The sequence below is a fragment of the Bacillus pumilus genome, from assembly GCF_038738535.1.
Taxonomy (GTDB): domain Bacteria; phylum Bacillota; class Bacilli; order Bacillales; family Bacillaceae; genus Bacillus.
In genome coordinates, this window is sequence record NZ_CP046128.1 from 392,892 (window position 1) to 409,220 (window position 16,329).

16 protein-coding genes are annotated in these 16,329 nt (G+C 39.8%); 4 read left to right on the forward strand and 12 right to left on the reverse strand.

Going from position 1 to position 16,329, the window contains the following annotated elements:
- Positions 1-741, forward strand: coding sequence for a thioesterase II family protein (locus GKC25_RS01880; protein ID WP_034664131.1), 741 nt, complete (start codon positions 1-3; stop codon positions 739-741).
- A 28-nt stretch (positions 742-769) separates the two neighbouring features.
- Here the strand turns inward: GKC25_RS01880 and GKC25_RS01885 are convergent, their stop codons facing one another.
- The 6 genes from GKC25_RS01885 to GKC25_RS01910 form a co-directional block, all read right to left on the reverse strand.
- Positions 770-1,309, reverse strand: a complete 540-nt coding sequence (locus GKC25_RS01885) for a hypothetical protein (protein ID WP_034664129.1) — start codon at positions 1,307-1,309, stop codon at positions 770-772.
- Between the two features lie 20 nt (positions 1,310-1,329).
- Positions 1,330-1,863 (reverse strand): stage II sporulation protein M, encoded by a 534-nt coding sequence (locus tag GKC25_RS01890; protein WP_034664127.1) that lies wholly within the window; start codon positions 1,861-1,863, stop codon positions 1,330-1,332.
- Positions 1,820-2,509, reverse strand: coding sequence for an ABC transporter ATP-binding protein (locus tag GKC25_RS01895; RefSeq protein ID WP_034664125.1), 690 nt, complete (start codon positions 2,507-2,509; stop codon positions 1,820-1,822). The genes GKC25_RS01890 and GKC25_RS01895 overlap by 44 nt, the downstream gene beginning before the upstream one ends.
- A gap of 8 nt (positions 2,510-2,517) precedes the next feature.
- Entirely contained in the window at positions 2,518-3,939 is a 1,422-nt protein-coding gene (locus GKC25_RS01900; protein ID WP_034664123.1) for a hypothetical protein, read from the reverse strand.
- 67 nt (positions 3,940-4,006) lie between these two features.
- Complete coding sequence (locus tag GKC25_RS01905) at positions 4,007-4,306, reverse strand: hypothetical protein (RefSeq protein WP_034664121.1); 300 nt, start codon at positions 4,304-4,306, stop codon at positions 4,007-4,009.
- Positions 4,307-4,677: 371 nt separating this feature from the next.
- Positions 4,678-5,592, reverse strand: a complete 915-nt coding sequence (locus GKC25_RS01910; protein WP_034664118.1) for a DMT family transporter — start codon at positions 5,590-5,592, stop codon at positions 4,678-4,680.
- A gap of 130 nt (positions 5,593-5,722) precedes the next feature.
- Here GKC25_RS01910 and GKC25_RS01915 point away from each other — a divergent pair, with 130 nt between their 5' ends.
- The gene (locus tag GKC25_RS01915; RefSeq protein ID WP_106038512.1) at positions 5,723-7,060 is read left to right on the forward strand and encodes a PLP-dependent aminotransferase family protein; all 1,338 of its coding nucleotides are present in this window, start codon (positions 5,723-5,725) and stop codon (positions 7,058-7,060) included.
- Here the strand turns inward: GKC25_RS01915 and GKC25_RS01920 are convergent.
- The 5 genes from GKC25_RS01920 to tcyA form a co-directional block, all read right to left on the reverse strand.
- Positions 7,057-7,749 (reverse strand): 4'-phosphopantetheinyl transferase family protein, encoded by a 693-nt coding sequence (locus GKC25_RS01920; protein WP_034664114.1) that lies wholly within the window; start codon positions 7,747-7,749, stop codon positions 7,057-7,059. The two genes, GKC25_RS01915 and GKC25_RS01920, sit on opposite strands and share 4 nt — an antisense overlap.
- 186 nt (positions 7,750-7,935) lie before the next feature.
- A complete protein-coding gene (locus GKC25_RS01925; RefSeq protein ID WP_034664112.1) occupies positions 7,936-8,580 on the reverse strand; it encodes a YczE/YyaS/YitT family protein in 645 nt (214 codons plus the stop codon).
- Positions 8,581-8,724: 144 nt separating this feature from the next.
- Entirely contained in the window at positions 8,725-9,468 is a 744-nt protein-coding gene (locus tag GKC25_RS01930; protein ID WP_003214030.1) for an amino acid ABC transporter ATP-binding protein, read from the reverse strand.
- A gap of 12 nt (positions 9,469-9,480) precedes the next feature.
- Positions 9,481-10,173, reverse strand: a complete 693-nt coding sequence (locus GKC25_RS01935) for an amino acid ABC transporter permease (RefSeq protein ID WP_034325166.1) — start codon at positions 10,171-10,173, stop codon at positions 9,481-9,483.
- Positions 10,160-10,975, reverse strand: a complete 816-nt coding sequence (gene tcyA, locus GKC25_RS01940; protein WP_003213831.1) for a cystine ABC transporter substrate-binding lipoprotein TcyA — start codon at positions 10,973-10,975, stop codon at positions 10,160-10,162. Before tcyA ends, GKC25_RS01935 begins: the two co-directional genes overlap by 14 nt.
- Positions 10,976-11,300: 325 nt before the next feature.
- Between tcyA and GKC25_RS01945 the strand changes: the two genes are divergently transcribed.
- Entirely contained in the window at positions 11,301-12,734 is a 1,434-nt protein-coding gene (locus tag GKC25_RS01945; RefSeq protein ID WP_187704332.1) for an amino acid permease, read from the forward strand.
- Between the two features lie 45 nt (positions 12,735-12,779).
- On the opposite strand, the gene GKC25_RS01950 is transcribed toward GKC25_RS01945, so the two are convergent.
- Positions 12,780-14,273 (reverse strand): peptide MFS transporter, encoded by a 1,494-nt coding sequence (locus tag GKC25_RS01950; protein WP_034664107.1) that lies wholly within the window; start codon positions 14,271-14,273, stop codon positions 12,780-12,782.
- Positions 14,274-14,535: 262 nt separating this feature from the next.
- Between GKC25_RS01950 and GKC25_RS01955 the strand changes: the two genes are divergently transcribed.
- Positions 14,536-16,320 (forward strand): right-handed parallel beta-helix repeat-containing protein, encoded by a 1,785-nt coding sequence (locus tag GKC25_RS01955; RefSeq protein ID WP_095285963.1) that lies wholly within the window; start codon positions 14,536-14,538, stop codon positions 16,318-16,320.
- The last annotated feature ends 9 nt before the right edge of the window (positions 16,321-16,329 follow it).

A 16,329-nucleotide genomic window follows, 5' to 3' on the forward strand; every position in this document is an offset into this window, starting at 1 on the left:
ATGAATCAGTTATTTAAAACCTTTGAAAAAAAATCAGACCTTATTCAGCTTATTTGTTTTCCTTTTGCAGGCGGTTATTCCGCCTCGTACCGCCCGCTCTTTGAACAGCTAAAAGGCTCTGCCGAAGTAACAGCAGCAGAGCCCCCAGGGCATGGAACCAATCTCATGCCGCTCGAAACGAGCATTGACCAATTGGCTGAGCTGTACAAAGAAGGGCTTACAGGCAACCTGAACCGCCCATTTATCCTGTTCGGACATTCCATGGGAGGACTTGTCGTGTATAGACTGACGCAGCTGCTAGAAAAGGAAGGGGTCTATCCTGCAGCAGTTGTGATCTCGGCCATTCAGCCGCCGCAAACAAAACGGCAGATCCTGACCCATTTATCCAATGAAGCATTTGTTCAGCATATTGCCGAAATGGGCGGGATTCCAAAGGAATTATTAGAGAACAAACCAATGATGGATTACTTTACGCCGTCCTTACGTGCAGACTACCAGGCACTGGAAACCTTCCAGCACAAAGATCAATCCGTCATCGAAACACCCGTTTATTTATTCAATGGAACACAAGATGAAAAATGCATGCAAGATGCAAACGGCTGGCTGCCATGGGCAAAGACCATCAAACGCACCAATTTCGATGGAGGCCACATGTACATCAACACACACCTCGAGCACTTCGCAGAACAGATGAGACATGTGATTGACCTTGCAGCCAAACAACAATTGATAAAGAAATAAGAAAAAACGGCCCATATTGGGTCGTTTTTTACTGAGGAAGAATACTTGAAAACGCTGATATGGCCAAAGAAAATAAGAATAATAATACGAATGGGATGTAAAATTTATAACTTCTATTTTCTTGATTTTTCACGTAGGAATAGCACCATACACTAAATGAGACTATAACAAAAATATTAATATTCCACAAAAATGGAATTGTGATCGTGTGTTCAGCATTAGGTACATTAAAGAGGTATAAAATAATGACAATCAAGTTACCTATTAAGATGAAATAGTAAGATAATACCCCTCTTTTAAATATACTTTTATAGGAATCTTTTATTCCAAAAATTATAAAGCTTAGAAAAATGATTAATGAAAAAAATAAAACTTCTACTATAGGCTTGAATACTTCTCCAATAACAGCAAGAGAAATACCTATCCACTTACTAAATTCAATTATATCTTGATTTCCTTCAAGTTGCAGCTCAAGTAGATTTTTATTTATTTCATCCATTTTTAATATAGAAAGGATAAAAGCTATAATACCAGAGAGCATACATACTAATAAAATGTGTTTTTTCATAATAACACCCTTTAACAATATCAAATTTTTATGAAATAAAATTCAATAATAGAAGCAATAAATAAAAAGAAAACCCCGGTTATGAGCTGACTGAAATAGATTTTCCCTTTTGTTTTAAAAGAGATTTTGTCTTTAGATAGTATATACCGCATAATTTGCCTTGATATATCAAATGAGACAAAATAAAAAAGAAACAACCCGACAATTTCCACCGGAGAGTGGAAAATAATATAGTATAGTGCTATGTCAATTCCGTATATATACGTATACGATATGAAAAATGCACCTAGGAAAAACCCATTTAAAAAAATAATAATACTAGATAACAAGCCTAAACTAACTATTCCAGAAACTAATATAAGAAGTGACACAAAAAGGTTATTAAAGAAAATTTCTTGATAGCTGTCAATATTTATGTTGTTTTTAAAATCAATACTATCTATAAATGTTGAAGCAAAAACACTTAAACTAAAACCTCCTAAAAAAAATATAATAAAAACTAAAAAATTTTTAAGATAATTTTTCAAAAAATTTCTTTTCGAGTTGATCTTCATGAAAAGTCACTCCTGAAGATTTTTTTTCTGAGTGAATAATAGTACCATTATCAATAAAAAGGATTTCATCGCATAAGTCTGCTGCAAATTGAATGATATGAGTGGAGAGCAAAATGATTTTGTTGGCTTCTTTGAAATTTCTTAAATGTTTCTTCATGTCAGCCATGTTTGTAGGATCCAAACCTGTAAATGGCTCATCTAATAAAATAATGTTTGGATTATGTAATATTGTTAGAATAAAGGACATTCTTTGTCTCATTCCTCTTGAAAGAGAAGAGGAACGCCGATGTGTTTGCTCTTCTAATCCATAGTTACGCAACATCTCATTGATCTGGTCATTTTCTAAAGGTTGTTCTACAAGCATAGATTGATATTTTACCAATTCAAAACAAGTTAAGTTTTCAAATAGAGTTGGATCGTCTTCCATATATCCTATAGATGAGAAATTTTGCTTGCTATGATTTATCAATATTTGGCCTTCATCAGGTTGTATTAATCCAGCTATCATTTCTAGAATAGTAGTTTTTCCAGCACCGTTTTTACCTAATAAGCCAATTATTGAACCTTCTTTGAAATGCATCTCAGAAATCATAACTTTAAAGTTAGAATCTTTATATTCTTTAGTTAGATTATGAAGTGATAACATACAATCCCTCACTCAAATAATGTTTTAAATGATTTGTAGTTTTTATTTATTGTTCTATCCCAAAATCTAATTATTAAAAATATAATAATAAGTGAACTAGTGACCATAACGATATTTGTTACAATAAAATATACTGTGCTATAGGATGAAATTACTGATAAAGCTAAAATGAAACCATAACAAATATTTAAAGTCAATTTACTAAGGGAACTAGGAACTTGATAAACAAATTCCCACTTGAAATATGGAAATACGACAGTAGAACCTACAGTGCAAATAGCTACAAGTATACAGGTGTTTACTAAAGTGATTATCACGTATACAGGCTCATCTAGTTTTATTGTGAAACTTGAAAAAATGGTGTATAAAATACAAAACAACAAATGTAGTATGATAGATAAAATAACCTTATTTTTGATTTTATTTTTAACTAAGTTAGGTAATTTTCGTTTTAAAGGGAGAATGGGACCGTCAATATCAAAAGAAACATACGGTTGTATTGCATTTGATATAAAAATCATAGGAAAAATAACACTAAAAATAAATAAAAAATCATTTTCTATATTTAATGTTTCAAGTTGGTTCGTATTAACACCATAAAGAATTAAACCAAACAGTCCCCCGGATATTGTTAATATAAATAATAATACTGACCATTGAATAGGGGGATTTCTCATGAGGAGTGTAATTTCATAAAACAATATATGATTAAATTTTCTAGATGTCCCTTTTTGTTCTTTCGCTTTTTTCTGGAAATGGAAAATTGGCACATTACGAACGTTTCTTCTCCAATAAATCACTAAAAGTATACTAATGAATGTGAAGGCTAAAATAATATATATTGAATAACTAGATAAAGAACTTTTTAATAAATTGAATTTGAATACAGTGAATACCCAAAGTGCAATGAGACCTGTAGTTATATATCCAATAGTTGATGAAATTGCGAAAAATTTGGTGTTTGAAAGTAGTAACAATACATGCAATCTAAGTAGGTAACCTAAGATGAAAGAAGTGATGGCCAGAGCTGCTAGTGTTAAAGATCCTTGAAACCCATGTATACTTAAATTTGTTAAGTAAGAACCTAGAATGAAGAATAATAATCCAACCATAATACTAAAAAACTTACTCATATCTTTACCGAAAATATATTGATCTAGCTGGAGTTTTAAAATAGCCATCTGTTTTTTATCTGAAGAGAAAAGTATCCTCATTAAACTCTTATCAATATTTACTGTGAACATTAATATAAACAACGATAGATAGATTATTGATAAATTTTTAACTAAGTAAGTAGTTAATACACCTAGTAATAGGGGAGTAATTATGTATAAGAAAGAAAAAAATACAAAAATGAGAGCATTATTACGTTGATGTCTTCTTAAATCATTGATTAACAAGATTTTTGTGTATATTAAATATTTATGCATTTACAACACTTCCATTTTAAAGGTGTAAAGAGAAGGCGTTTACACCTTCTCTATAAAAATTCATTTTTTAGAAAGCAATAGCGTATTTAACCCCATATTTTCTAGCATAACTAATTACTAGAGAGGCAATAGCACCAAGTCCAAAAGTACCTAAGACAGCAGCAATAGCACCAACTGTACCAGCAGCATTTAGAATTGCACTAATAGAAGTTAATGCCCAAGTAGGTATTTGAGGATAGTTTGCTGCTAGATTTGCAAAAGGTGTGACTGGTTCAAGAGTCAATAAAATCATAGTTGTTAAAGTTAAAGTGAAAATAAGACTCAAGCCTAGGATTGCGAACAATCTATTTTTTAAACCCATTTCCATATTTAACACCTCCCCCCTTGATTATATACCCATATTATACATAAAAAGGATTTTAGATAAATAGGTTTTTTATACTTTATTTTCCATTATAATGGAAAATTTAGATTTATTTTGATGAAATAACAGGACTGATGGCGAATTTATTCAGAAAATAACACCTCATAAACTTGTATTTTATTAATTTGATAATGATAATACTTCAGTAACTATCTATGAAGTGCGAAGTAAATAGAACCATTATGTAATTCTAACTATTTTGTTACAATATTTCTCGCTTGGATAAATAGAGGAAGGTGCATTGACCTGACAAGCAATCAACACTTCATCAGACATTAAAAAAAAGCGGTCCTCGTTTGAGAGACCGCTTTTTCTTATGAATTCCGCTTCTTCACTACATTCCCGCCAATCACTCCGCCAATAACCAGCACACCTCCGATGAGATGATACCAATCGATTGTTTCATGTAAAATGAGAACCCCAGCGGCGACCGTAATAAACGCAGATAAATTGTTAAAGATGCTGACCTTTGCCGCTTCAAGCTGAGAGAGGGCATAGTTGGATAAATATGCCGTGAGAAGTGAAGAAAGAATGCCTAAAAAGAGCATTGACCATACAAAGGATGCTTGTGTAAATGGGCTGAAAAATTGCGGCATTGTCCCGTTGACCGAATGCCGAATGAGCGCAGCGGCATTGAAGAAGACAAACCCAAAGAATGTCATCACGAAGGTGAGTTCAATCACATGGAAGCGCCGTGTAATCACCCGGGCAAATACACTATATGCACTGGAGGATAAGGCTGAAAGCAATATCAGCACATAGCCGATCATGTGTGAATGCTTTACATCAATTCCTTTCATAACAAAGAGAAGCATCACCCCGCACACAGAAAGAATGGTAAACAGCACTTGTATCCATGTCGCGCGTTCCTTTAAAAACCACGCGGCCAGCACCATCGTCAGAATGGGAATCGTTGCCTGGATAATACCAGCCTCTGACGAAGAGGTATACATCAGCCCCCATACTTGAAAAGCAAAAAACAACACAGGGTAAAGCAAGGAAAACGGTACGATGTAGAGAAGATCACGCCATTGAATAGAGAGACGGTTCTTCTTTCGTAAAAATGGATACAGCAATAGTGCGGCTGCAAAAGAAATCGTAAAGCGGTGTGCCAATAAATCGATCGGATTTGCTGATTCTAATGCAATTTTGACAAACAAAAATGAAAAACCAATAATCGTGGCGTAGCCTATCGCGGCAGCATACGCTTTCTGTTTTGAAATGTTCACAAGTTGACTCCTTACACGAGCATGCATGCTTCAGATGAATTGACCGGTTCTGTTCTTCTATCGTAATCGGATCATCTAAGGTGTACAATAAGAGAACATGATATCTGTACCGGTACAAGGAGGAAGCGGTGTGAGGAAATATGATCAGCTTATTCTCAGCTTAAAAGAGAAAATGGCGTCTGGTGAATACAGTGCTGGCATGAAGATCCCTTCCATTCGCCATTTAGCAACTCAATATGCAGTGAGTAAAAGCACTGTCATCAAAGCGCTGGCTACATTAGAACGTGAACATCTGCTGTATTCTGTAGAAAGAAGCGGCTATTATGTTGTGAAAACGAAGCAGTCGGCGGGCAAACAGGACAGCACATGGATTGATTTTGCTTCATCTGCACCTGATCCCGTCGTGTTTCCATATGTCGATTTCCAGCACTGCATCAACCAAGCCATTGATTTGTATCAAAATGACTTGTTTATTTACGGCACAGCCAACGGATTACCATCGCTGCTTCCAGTCATTTCTAAGCGATTAATGGATTATCAAGTATTTGCAAATCCAGAACAGATCGTCATGACCTCTGGTATTCAGCTGGCGTTATCCATTTTAAGCACCATTCCTTTTCCGAATGGAAAACAGACCATACTAGTCGAACAGCCTGGCTATCACCTATACCTCCAATATTTAGAGAAAAATCAACTGCCCGTGCGGGGGATTCAGCGGACGGAAAAGGGAATTGATCTTCAGGAATTGGAGCGTATCTTTCGAGAAGAGGAGATTCGTTTTTTCTATACGATGCCAAGGTTTCAAAACCCGCTTGGAACGAGCTTGTCAAAACAGGAGAAAAAAGCGATTGCAGCTCTTGCCGAGAAATATGATGTCTATATCGTTGAAGATGATTATATAGCCGATTTAGAATTCGATGCAAAAAGAGACCCGATCTATTCATACGATCAGGCGGGTAAGGTCATTTATTTAAAGAGCTTCTCCAAAATTATCTTTCCGGGACTTCGAACAGGAGCAGTCGTTTTACCTGAGGAACTGATTGGACCTTTTAGTGAACACAAACGGCTCATTGACATCGACAGCTCCATGCTGTCACAGGCAGCCTTAGAAATATATTTAAAAAGTGGGATGTTTGAACGGCATCGAGAAAGAATGCAGACAACCTATCGCAACCGATCCAAACAGCTGGTGACTTGTCTGAAAAATGATCAAATCGCTTATCAACTGGGAGAAGAGGGGCCAGCTACTCATACACATGTACGTGTCGATCGGTCGATTCCGATGAATCAGCTCATTCAGCACCTAAAAAAGGAATCTGTTTCCATTCAGTCAATCGACCGCCATTACCTGTCAACCCATCAAAAAGACCCCATTCTTCAGCTGAACATCTGGCATGTGAAAGAAGAGCAAATCACACGTGGAGTCGATTTGCTAAAGACAGCATTTCAGCAAATTGGGCGATATTAAAGGCGGGACAGCACATCTCTGCAAGAGAGTATCTCAACACTTTCAGCCGCAGCAGGCTTTCGTGTGCACACCGCCATTTGGTAGGCAGGATCGAGTGAGTATGTTTGAACAAAGCAGGGCGCTTCATGATCAGGTAATATCAACGTCGCCAGTCCATCCTCTGACAGACGGGCTGTAAAGGACGAAAGACCATAAGATAATCCCTTTCCAGTCAGCTTGATAAAGGCCTCCTTCATTGACCATAAATGAAAGAAGTAGGCTTCCTGCCGTTCTGCCGGTTGTGAAAGTAAATCCTCATACTCATCTGCTGAAAAAAATCGTTTAGCAATCGCTAGATCAATCGGTTTGATCTCCTCAATATCAATACCTACAGGTGCATCATCTATTGCGCATACGACCCAATCACCAGAGTGAGAAAGATTAAAGTGAAAAGAAGGAATGTGCCGGACGAAAGGCTTGCCGTTGCCCTCTGTTGCAAAAACGATTTGATCAATAGGCAGATCGTACATATCATGGATCATTTGACGAACCAGCACCTCACCTAACAGGGTCCTTCTTGCATCGACCAAAAAACGAAAGCGCTCAGCCGCAGCACGCTTTGCAGGTGATACAAAAGGTTTCAGGCAATCGATTTGTTGTCGTGCACCTATTTCATCTAAGTGTAGTAATTGGATAGCAAATATCTTCATAACGAACCTCAATTTTTTACATTGATTGTAACATTGGAGAGCGCTGGGAAAAAGGGAAACAGGCCTCCTTTTCACTGAAAGCCTAAAATGACAGATGTAGGCTTATTTCATCTTATGAATATAAGAAAAATCTGTTTATTTATTTCAGCACAAGAAAAGCCATTCTTTTTGTAGAATGGCTTGTTCTTATCTGATAAGCGTTTGAACAGGTTTCTCTGCTGTTTTAGTAATAAGCAGCTGCAGGAGCCGTGTAGACTGCGGCAAGGAGAAACGAAGGACGATACCTGTAAAAATAGCAGTCAGAATCGTGCCAATGCCAATCGGTCCGCCGAGCATCCATGCAAATAAAAGCACTGTTAACTCAATGCCATTTCGAACCCACTGCACGTTCAATCCTGTTTTCGCTGAGATGAGCAGCATTAATGAATCTCTTGGCCCGGCGCCAAGATTGGCTGAGACATAAATGCCAACACCATACCCTGATACCACAACGCCTGTAATAAACACATATAAAGCGGGTAAATACCCATGTGGTGCAGGCAATACCGCATTAAAGAAATCTATAAACACGCCAATCAGCACCATGTTCAGTAATGCGCCGATCTTTGGAAATGATTTCGTAAAAACAGAAGTCAGTGTCACAATCAGTGCACCAATAATGATGGACCACTGTCCAATCGTGAGTCCAAAGTGCTGAAACAGTCCGTAGTGGAAAGCGTCCCAAGGACCAATCCCAAGAATCTTTCCTTTCACTGTCAGCGATAATCCAAAAGCTAGTACGATCAATCCAACAAAATAAAAAAACCAACGTAAAAGATGTTCCCGCTTCAAAAGCATTCCCTTCTTTCTTAAACACTCGAATTCAATCGTAACATACTCCCACGCCCCTTTAAATGGCTTTGCTCAATTGTAATCGCTTACTTTTAAAAATATGAAAAAAGGCTGCTCTCATCTCATGAGAACAGCCTTTTTTCATCATACTGGATTCAAAATCCGGTTTAAGAATTGTTTTGTTCGTTCTTCCTTCGGTCGTTTGAAGATTTCTTCCGGAGGGCCTTGTTCGACGATGACGCCGCCATCAATAAAAATCACTTCGTCTGCCACTTCTTGGGCAAACTTGATTTCATGTGTGACCACTGCCATGGTCCAGCCTTCTTTCGCTAGATCCTTCATGACCTTTAAGACTTCCCCGACAAGCTCAGGGTCAAGTGCAGAGGTTGGTTCATCAAAAAGCATGAGCTCTGGCTGAATGGCAAGTGCACGGGCAATCCCGACACGCTGCTTTTGACCGCCTGACAGCTGGAATGGATACAGATCTTTTTTATCTTCAAGACCGACCTTTTGCAAGAGCTGGATGGCTTCTTTTCGAACCGTTTCCTTCGGACGGCGCTGTACTTGAACAGGACCTTCCATCACATTTTCAAGCACTGTGCGGTGTGGGAACAGGTGATAATCCTGAAACACCATTCCTGATTTCCTGCGAAGCTTCAGCAGGTCAGCTGATTTATTTTTTTTCGAAAAATCTATCGAGAAATCATCGAAGGTAAAGGAGCCGCCATTTGGCGTTTCAAGTGCATTTAAACAGCGAAGCATCGTTGTTTTTCCTGAACCTGATGGACCGAGAATGGCCACAACCTGCCCTTTGTTGATTGTAAAATCTATTGACTTTAAAATCTCATTTTCACCAAAGGATTTCTTTAGACCTTTGACTGTTAGCATGTCGTTCCCTCCTTACCTTGCGACATATCGATCAAGTCGTTTTTCAATTTGATGCTGAACGAGCGATAGAATGAAGCAGAATACCCAATAGATCAGGGCTGCTTCCATATAAATGAACAATATCTGATCCAAGTTCGCTGCAGCAATTTCCTGAGACTTACGGAAAAGCTCTGCCACGAGGATTTGGGAGGCAAGAGATGTATCCTTCACCAAACTAATGAATGAATTAGATAGCGGCGGAATCGATACACGCACAGCCTGCGGTAAAATGACGCGGACGAGTGTTTTACGATGCGTCATCCCGATCGAATAACCAGCTTCCCATTGTCCTTTTGGAACAGACAGGACGGATGCACGGATAATTTCCGACGCATACGCACCTACGTTTAATGAAAAAGCAATAATGGCACTTGGATATGGATCCAGTGTGATATTAAATGTCGGAAAGAAATAGAAAATAATAAACAATTGCACAAAAAGCGGCGTTCCGCGAACGGCCGACACATAGATGGAGAAAATCCATCTGAGGGCTTTGATTTTAGACATTCTAGCAAGAGCTGTCACAAGCGCGATAAAAATACCAATGATAAAGGCAATGATGGCGAGGGGAATTGTATAATAAATCCCCTGCATCACCATTGGCCAAAAAGATTGCTGAAGAAGATCCCAAGGAATGACGACTCCCAGGGTATTACTTTGTAACATCTTCACCAAACCATTTCTTAGAAATCTTTGCGAGTGTACCGTCTTTTTTCATTTCTTTTAATGCGCCATTCACTTTGTCAACGACTTCGCCGCTGCCTTTTCTGAATGCAAAGTAAGTTTCTTGAGGATCTCCTGTTTCAAATGCAACTTTTAGGTTTTTGTTACCGCTTGTTTTCAAGTAATTCAATACAGCCAGCTTGTCATTGAACGTCAGATCAGCACGTCCTTGCTGAATCAATTGAATGGATTGTGCAAGACCTTCAACGCCTTCAATTTTAGCACCAGCATCTGTTGCTAGCTTATTGTAGTTACTCGTTAATGATTGTGCTGCTTTTTTGCCTTTTACATCAGATAGTTTCTTGATGTCGTTGTTATCTGATTTTGTCACAACAATGGCTTGAGACGTTGTGTATTTGTCAGAGAACTCATATTGATTTTCACGTCCAGTTTTACCAACTTGGTTCGCTACCACGTCAAAACGTTTTGAATTCAGTCCAGCAAACATGCTGTCCCATTGTGTTTCTTTGAATTCAGGTTTTAAGTCAAGTCGTTTTGCTACTTCTGTGATGACTTCTACATCGTAGCCAGTTAATTTATCTGTCTTTTTGTCATGGAATGTGAAAGGAGCATAAGTACCCTCTGTTCCGATCGTCAGAACACCTTTATCCTGAATGGATTTCCAAAGGTCACCTGATTCCTTAGACCCAGATTGTTTATTCGCGTTGTCGCTTGCACCAGATCCACATGCCGTGATCAATGCAACACAAGCGCCTAACATAATGGCAAAGAACATTTTTTTCATTTTATTCCCCACTTTTCTTGTTGGTATTTACAACATATGATCTTACAGAGAAGCAACCTAAAAGTAAAGCATTTGAAACTAGCTTGAGCGAATCTCACCAACTTTATGCCCGCAACCCATTTCTTTCAAACCTCTCACGTCTATAAAGCCTATCATCTTTTATTTGTGCGAACATTACTAAAATAAAGACTTTGTGACAGTGACCATAGAAGGAAGAATATTTATTATAAAAGATGTATAATTAGTAGGTTGTTTTGAAAATGGAATGAATCACATGGAGACATGTTTTGATAACTGAGCATCTTAGAAGAAGGAGGGCATCATTGTGGATGTTGGACAAAATCAGCCCGAACAACTGAAAAGGGCGATGACCTCCCGCCATTTATTTATGATTTCACTTGGCGGTGTCATTGGGACAGGCTTTTTCTTAGGAACGGGCTATACGATTGGACAAGCAGGGCCAGTTGGAGCCGTTCTTTCTTATATTGTGGGCGGATTGATTATGTATTTAACCATGCTCTGTCTTGGAGAGTTGTCGGTCGCACTTCCTGTGTCGGGGTCGTTTCATACGTATGCGACGAAATTTGTCAGCCCTGCAGCGGGTTTTGCTGTCGGCTGGATTTATTGGCTTGGCTGGGCGGCAACGGTCGCCCTAGAATTCTTATCAGCAGGACAGCTGATGAGGCGCTGGCTCCCGCAAGTGGATGTGTGGATTTGGTGTCTCATATTTGGACTGTGTCTTTTCTTATTAAATGCCCGATCGGCGAAAGCGTTCGGGGAGTCGGAGTTTTTCTTTTCAACCATTAAGATTATTGCGATTTTACTCTTTATAGGTGTAGGCGGAGCGGCGATGTTTGGTTTTATTGAAACAACGAGCGGAGAACCTGCCCCTTACTTCAGTCATTTTGTGAGTGATGGTTTGTTTCCAAATGGATTGCTCGCCGTTGTGGTCACGATGATCACCGTGAACTTTTCATTCCAAGGAACAGAGCTGATCGGGATTGCAGCAGGAGAAAGTGAAAACCCTGAGAAAGCCGTTCCTCGTTCGATTCATCAGACTGTTTGGCGTACACTCGTCTTTTTCGTCTTATCAATCTTCGTCTTAGCGGGTATGGTGCCTTGGAAGGAAGCGAGTGTGCTGCAAAGTCCATTTGTTACTGTATTTGAGAGAACGGGAATTCCTTTTGCGGCAGACATCATGAACTTTGTCATTATCATCGCTTTATTATCTGTTGCCAACTCTGGCTTGTATGCATCGACGAGAATGCTGTATTCCTTATCGAAGGAAGGAATGGCAGGAAAAGCATTTAGACGCGTGAATCAGCGCGGTATTCCGATGAATGCCTTACTGCTCACGTTCCTGTTTACAGGGATTTCGCTATTATCCGGGTTCTTTGCAGAGAAAACAGTATTTGCCTGGATCGTGTCCATTGCCGGCATGAGTGCCCAGACTGGCTGGATCACCATTACATTATCACAGATGCTTTTCCGCAGAAGATATCTTAAAGCAGGCGGAAAGCTGGAAAACTTAAAATTTAAAACCCCTCTCTATCCGGTTCTGCCAATTATTGCGATTACACTCAACACAATCGTTTTAATCAGCCTTGCCTTTGATAAGGAACAGCGCATTGGGTTATATGTCGGCGTCCCTCTCATGATCATTGGGTATGTCGTCTATCACCGCTATGTGAAAAAGCATCAGGCGAAAAGTGAACCGCTTAAGCTGCAAATTCATGGAGATGATGAGATTCGGTTTTAAACGATGAAAAAGAAGCCAACCCAATCGGGAGGCTTCTTTTTTTATTTAATGAATGCCTTTCATTGCTTTCTTGATCACTGGTGTTAAGAGCAGCATCACACCGCATAAAACGATGGCAAGCATTCCGATGATACCGAAATAGACGGTTTCTGGCACTTTATCAAACAGTTTGACCACTTGCGCATTGATCGCCTGTGCCATCGCATTTGAAAGGAACCAAAGGCTCATCGTTTGCGCTGAGAAGGCAGCAGGTGCAAGCTTTGTTGTTGCTGACAGCCCAACTGGTGATAAGCAGAGCTCTCCGATCACGACAAGGAAGAAGCTCAGAACAAGCCATAATGGGCTCACAAGTGTATTCGAACCAGACATGTAGGCAGGAATGATCATGATGATGAAGGATAATCCTGCAAATAGAAGGCCAAGTGAGAACTTAATCGGGGTAGACGGCTGTTTCTTTCCAAGTCTAATCCACAACCAAGCAAACACAGGAGACAGCAGCACAATAAAGATTGGGTTCAATGATTGGAACCACGAAGAGGCAAGTGTCATCCCTAGGAAATTCAAGTTTGTTCGTTGATCTGCATATGTGGCTAAAATGTTTGAGCCTTGTTCTTGAATTGCCCAGAACATCACCGCAGCAAGGAACAATGGAATATAAGCGAGAACCCTGGATTGCTCCACTGGGCTCGTCTTTTTACTGAAATACATGACGATGAAATACACAATCGGAATGAGCACACCAAGCACACTGACAAACCAAGTGAATAGATTAATCGTGAGTGCGCCTGTTTGAATGCCAATGACAACAAAAACAGCGAGCACAATGATGATCAATGTTCCGAAAATTTTGAAGTTCTTGCGTTCAGCAGCTGATAACGGATTTGTCACATAAGTGCCGGCAAGACCAAGGTTCGGTTTTTTCGTGATCACAAATGTAATAAGTCCAACAAGCATCCCAACGGCAGCAAGTGAGAATCCGAGGTGGAAGTTCACTTTTTGACCGAGTGTTCCGACAATTAATGGGGAAATAAAACCACCCATGTTGATGCCCATGTAGAAAATACTAAAGCCAGAATCCCTGCGAGGGTCCGTTTTGGTATACAGGTCGCCAACAATGTTTGAAACGTTCGGCTTCAAAAGACCCGTCCCAATAATAATCAGTCCCATACTAATAAAGAGCGCTGTTGCTCCGCTTGGCAAAGCTAAAATGACATGTCCAAGCATAATGAAAACCCCGCCATAAAAGACCGTACTGGACGAACCGAATACTCGATCGGCAAGCCATCCTCCAATAATGCCTGACATATAGACAAGCGCACCGTAGACAGACATGATCGAATTGGCTGTCGTCTGATCAAAACCAAGACCGCCCTTTGTCACCTCTGTGTACATATAGTAAATAAGCAGTGCACGCATGCCGTAATAAGAGAAACGCTCCCAAAATTCAGTGAAAAACAGTGTGTAAAGTCCTTTAGGATGTCCAAAAAACCCTTTTTGAGGAACACTTTTAACAATTTTATCGTGGTCAATTGTAGACATGGCATAGATCCTTTCTTAAAAAAAGAGATATGAGAAAAATGATATTCTTGTATAGTTCTTGTGTCAATATAAAACTATTCTAAAACAGGAAAATGTTAGTTCAATAGGCGTAAAGACTCAAAAAAATGAAACATTCTTTCAAGTGGGAATGGTCAGAAAGTTATATCGAAAAATTTACTTAAAATTTGAAGAATTGTACAAGCAAACCTTTTACATATGCATAGGATGACAAGAGGACTTGTGTGAAAAGGAGGGATTTAGGTTGGGGGAATTGAATGAATCTGTTCTAAAAAAACCTGTTGTCAATGTACAAGATTTTGGTGTGATTGCGGATGGGGAAACGGACTGTACAGCGAGGCTCAATGAATGCTTAGAATGGACGAAAGCACAGGGGTATTCCCACGTCTGGCTGCCGAGCGGCACGTATGTAATCGATGCAGTGTACAGAGGTGATCGATTTTTTCCTTTCCGAGGTGCAGGCATACGGGTGCCAAGTCATATGTACATTGAGATGGCGCCGGATGCCGTGATTAAGGTAAAACCAAATGATTCGTGGGGGTATGCGGCCTTTTATATAGGAAAGGTTCAGCATGTGACCATCAGAGGCGGGCGAATCGAAGGGGATCGTCATGAGCATGTGTACAAGTCGCTTCCCCCTGAACGAAAAACCCATGAGTGGGGCTTTGGGATATGTATTGAAGGGGCCTCCCATGTGGAAGTGAATCGTGTGCAAATCAAGAATTGTACGGGAGACGGCATCATTGTAAGTCCCCACGGTTTATTATCACAAGCTGAATCGTACTCGCCTGCTTCATCTATTCATATTTCTGGCTGCCACATCACAGATTCAAGACGAAACAATATCTCGATTACAGGCTGTGATGGGGTCATTGTGGAGGACTGTCTGCTGGAGAGAGCAGGAGTAAACGGAGTCGAGCCGAGAATGGGTATTGATATTGAAGGCTACGGAGAAAACGCAGTTAATATGGAGGAACCGCTGAATATTCAAATTCGAAACAACATTGTAAGAGGTGGTGCTGCAAGTTCCATTTATAATTTCAACGGCTATGGTGTCATCATTGAAGGCAATCATACAGACAGCAGTATCTCCTATGGCTTTGCCACCGAAACAATCATTGCCAACAATTTGATCCGTGCAGTGGGAGGAGGCGTTACAAAAGCAGGAATTACGAGCTTAGGTGTCTCTCTTGGTCAAACGGAAAACAATGTGATCATTATTGGCAATATGATTGAGGGATTTGAAAAAGGGATTGATGTGAGGGGCGACAGCGTTCACATTACAGGAAATAAGATCAGTCTATTTGAAGATGCGGCTGTGTCCGTTTATATGGCGAATCGTATTCTAATAGAAGGAAATCATATTGAATCGGGGACGAATACAGGGCAAAGAAGCGCAGCGCTGCGTATCTATCAATCGGATAGCGTCGTCTTTTCAAACAATACAATCTACTCGGTGATCGATGGGGCGATGGTGAGAGGAACGAATATCCTGATCCAGCACAATCAATTCAAAGATTTCAGCAGAGGGATATGGGTGCAGGAAGGGGAAGCTGGAATCAATGGCAACCATTTTATTCAAGAAGGACACCCAGAGCTTGCGTCTTCGTATACGATCAGTATCACTGGGAATGCAAAGGCTTTCATCTGGCAGAATCGCTTTAAGCACTACCAAAATTACGCCTTATACAGCAGCACGACGGGTCCATTAGAAATTAAAGATAATTCCTTTGAAGAAACATCTTTATATGTGGTGATGTATATTAAAAATGGTTCACCGCAAATTGGAGATAACCGCTTTTATTTAAATCGTTCGTTCGGACAGCCGACGGCGATCTTTATCGATCAAGCCGCCTCAGCCCGTGTGCTGCGGAATAACATCATTAATTTATCTCCTCAAAAAGCGATTGCCGTCCGCACTATATCTTCCACTCATTCCGTGATCGCCCATAACATGCTGGAACGCAGCCAATTGGTGACACATACCACAGACCGGCTCATCGGAAATATTGAAATCGACACACCATGATGAACAGGT

Bases quoted from the DNA above. Each gene is read 5' to 3' on its own strand.
- tcyA (WP_003213831.1), bottom strand. From the start codon at position 10,975: ATGAAAAAAATGTTCTTTGCCATTATGTTAGGCGCTTGTGTTGCATTG.
- GKC25_RS01905 (WP_034664121.1), bottom strand. From the start codon at position 4,306: ATGGAAATGGGTTTAAAAAATAGATTGTTCGCAATCCTAGGCTTGAGT.
- GKC25_RS01885 (WP_034664129.1), bottom strand. From the start codon at position 1,309: ATGAAAAAACACATTTTATTAGTATGTATGCTCTCTGGTATTATAGCT.
- GKC25_RS01900 (WP_034664123.1), bottom strand. From the start codon at position 3,939: ATGCATAAATATTTAATATACACAAAAATCTTGTTAATCAATGATTTA.
- GKC25_RS01935 (WP_034325166.1), bottom strand. From the start codon at position 10,173: ATGTTACAAAGTAATACCCTGGGAGTCGTCATTCCTTGGGATCTTCTT.
- GKC25_RS01880 (WP_034664131.1), top strand. From the start codon at position 1: ATGAATCAGTTATTTAAAACCTTTGAAAAAAAATCAGACCTTATTCAG.
- GKC25_RS01895 (WP_034664125.1), bottom strand. From the start codon at position 2,509: ATGTTATCACTTCATAATCTAACTAAAGAATATAAAGATTCTAACTTT.
- GKC25_RS01890 (WP_034664127.1), bottom strand. From the start codon at position 1,863: ATGAAGATCAACTCGAAAAGAAATTTTTTGAAAAATTATCTTAAAAAT.
- GKC25_RS01920 (WP_034664114.1), bottom strand. From the start codon at position 7,749: ATGAAGATATTTGCTATCCAATTACTACACTTAGATGAAATAGGTGCA.
- GKC25_RS01930 (WP_003214030.1), bottom strand. From the start codon at position 9,468: ATGCTAACAGTCAAAGGTCTAAAGAAATCCTTTGGTGAAAATGAGATT.
- GKC25_RS01950 (WP_034664107.1), bottom strand. From the start codon at position 14,273: ATGTCTACAATTGACCACGATAAAATTGTTAAAAGTGTTCCTCAAAAA.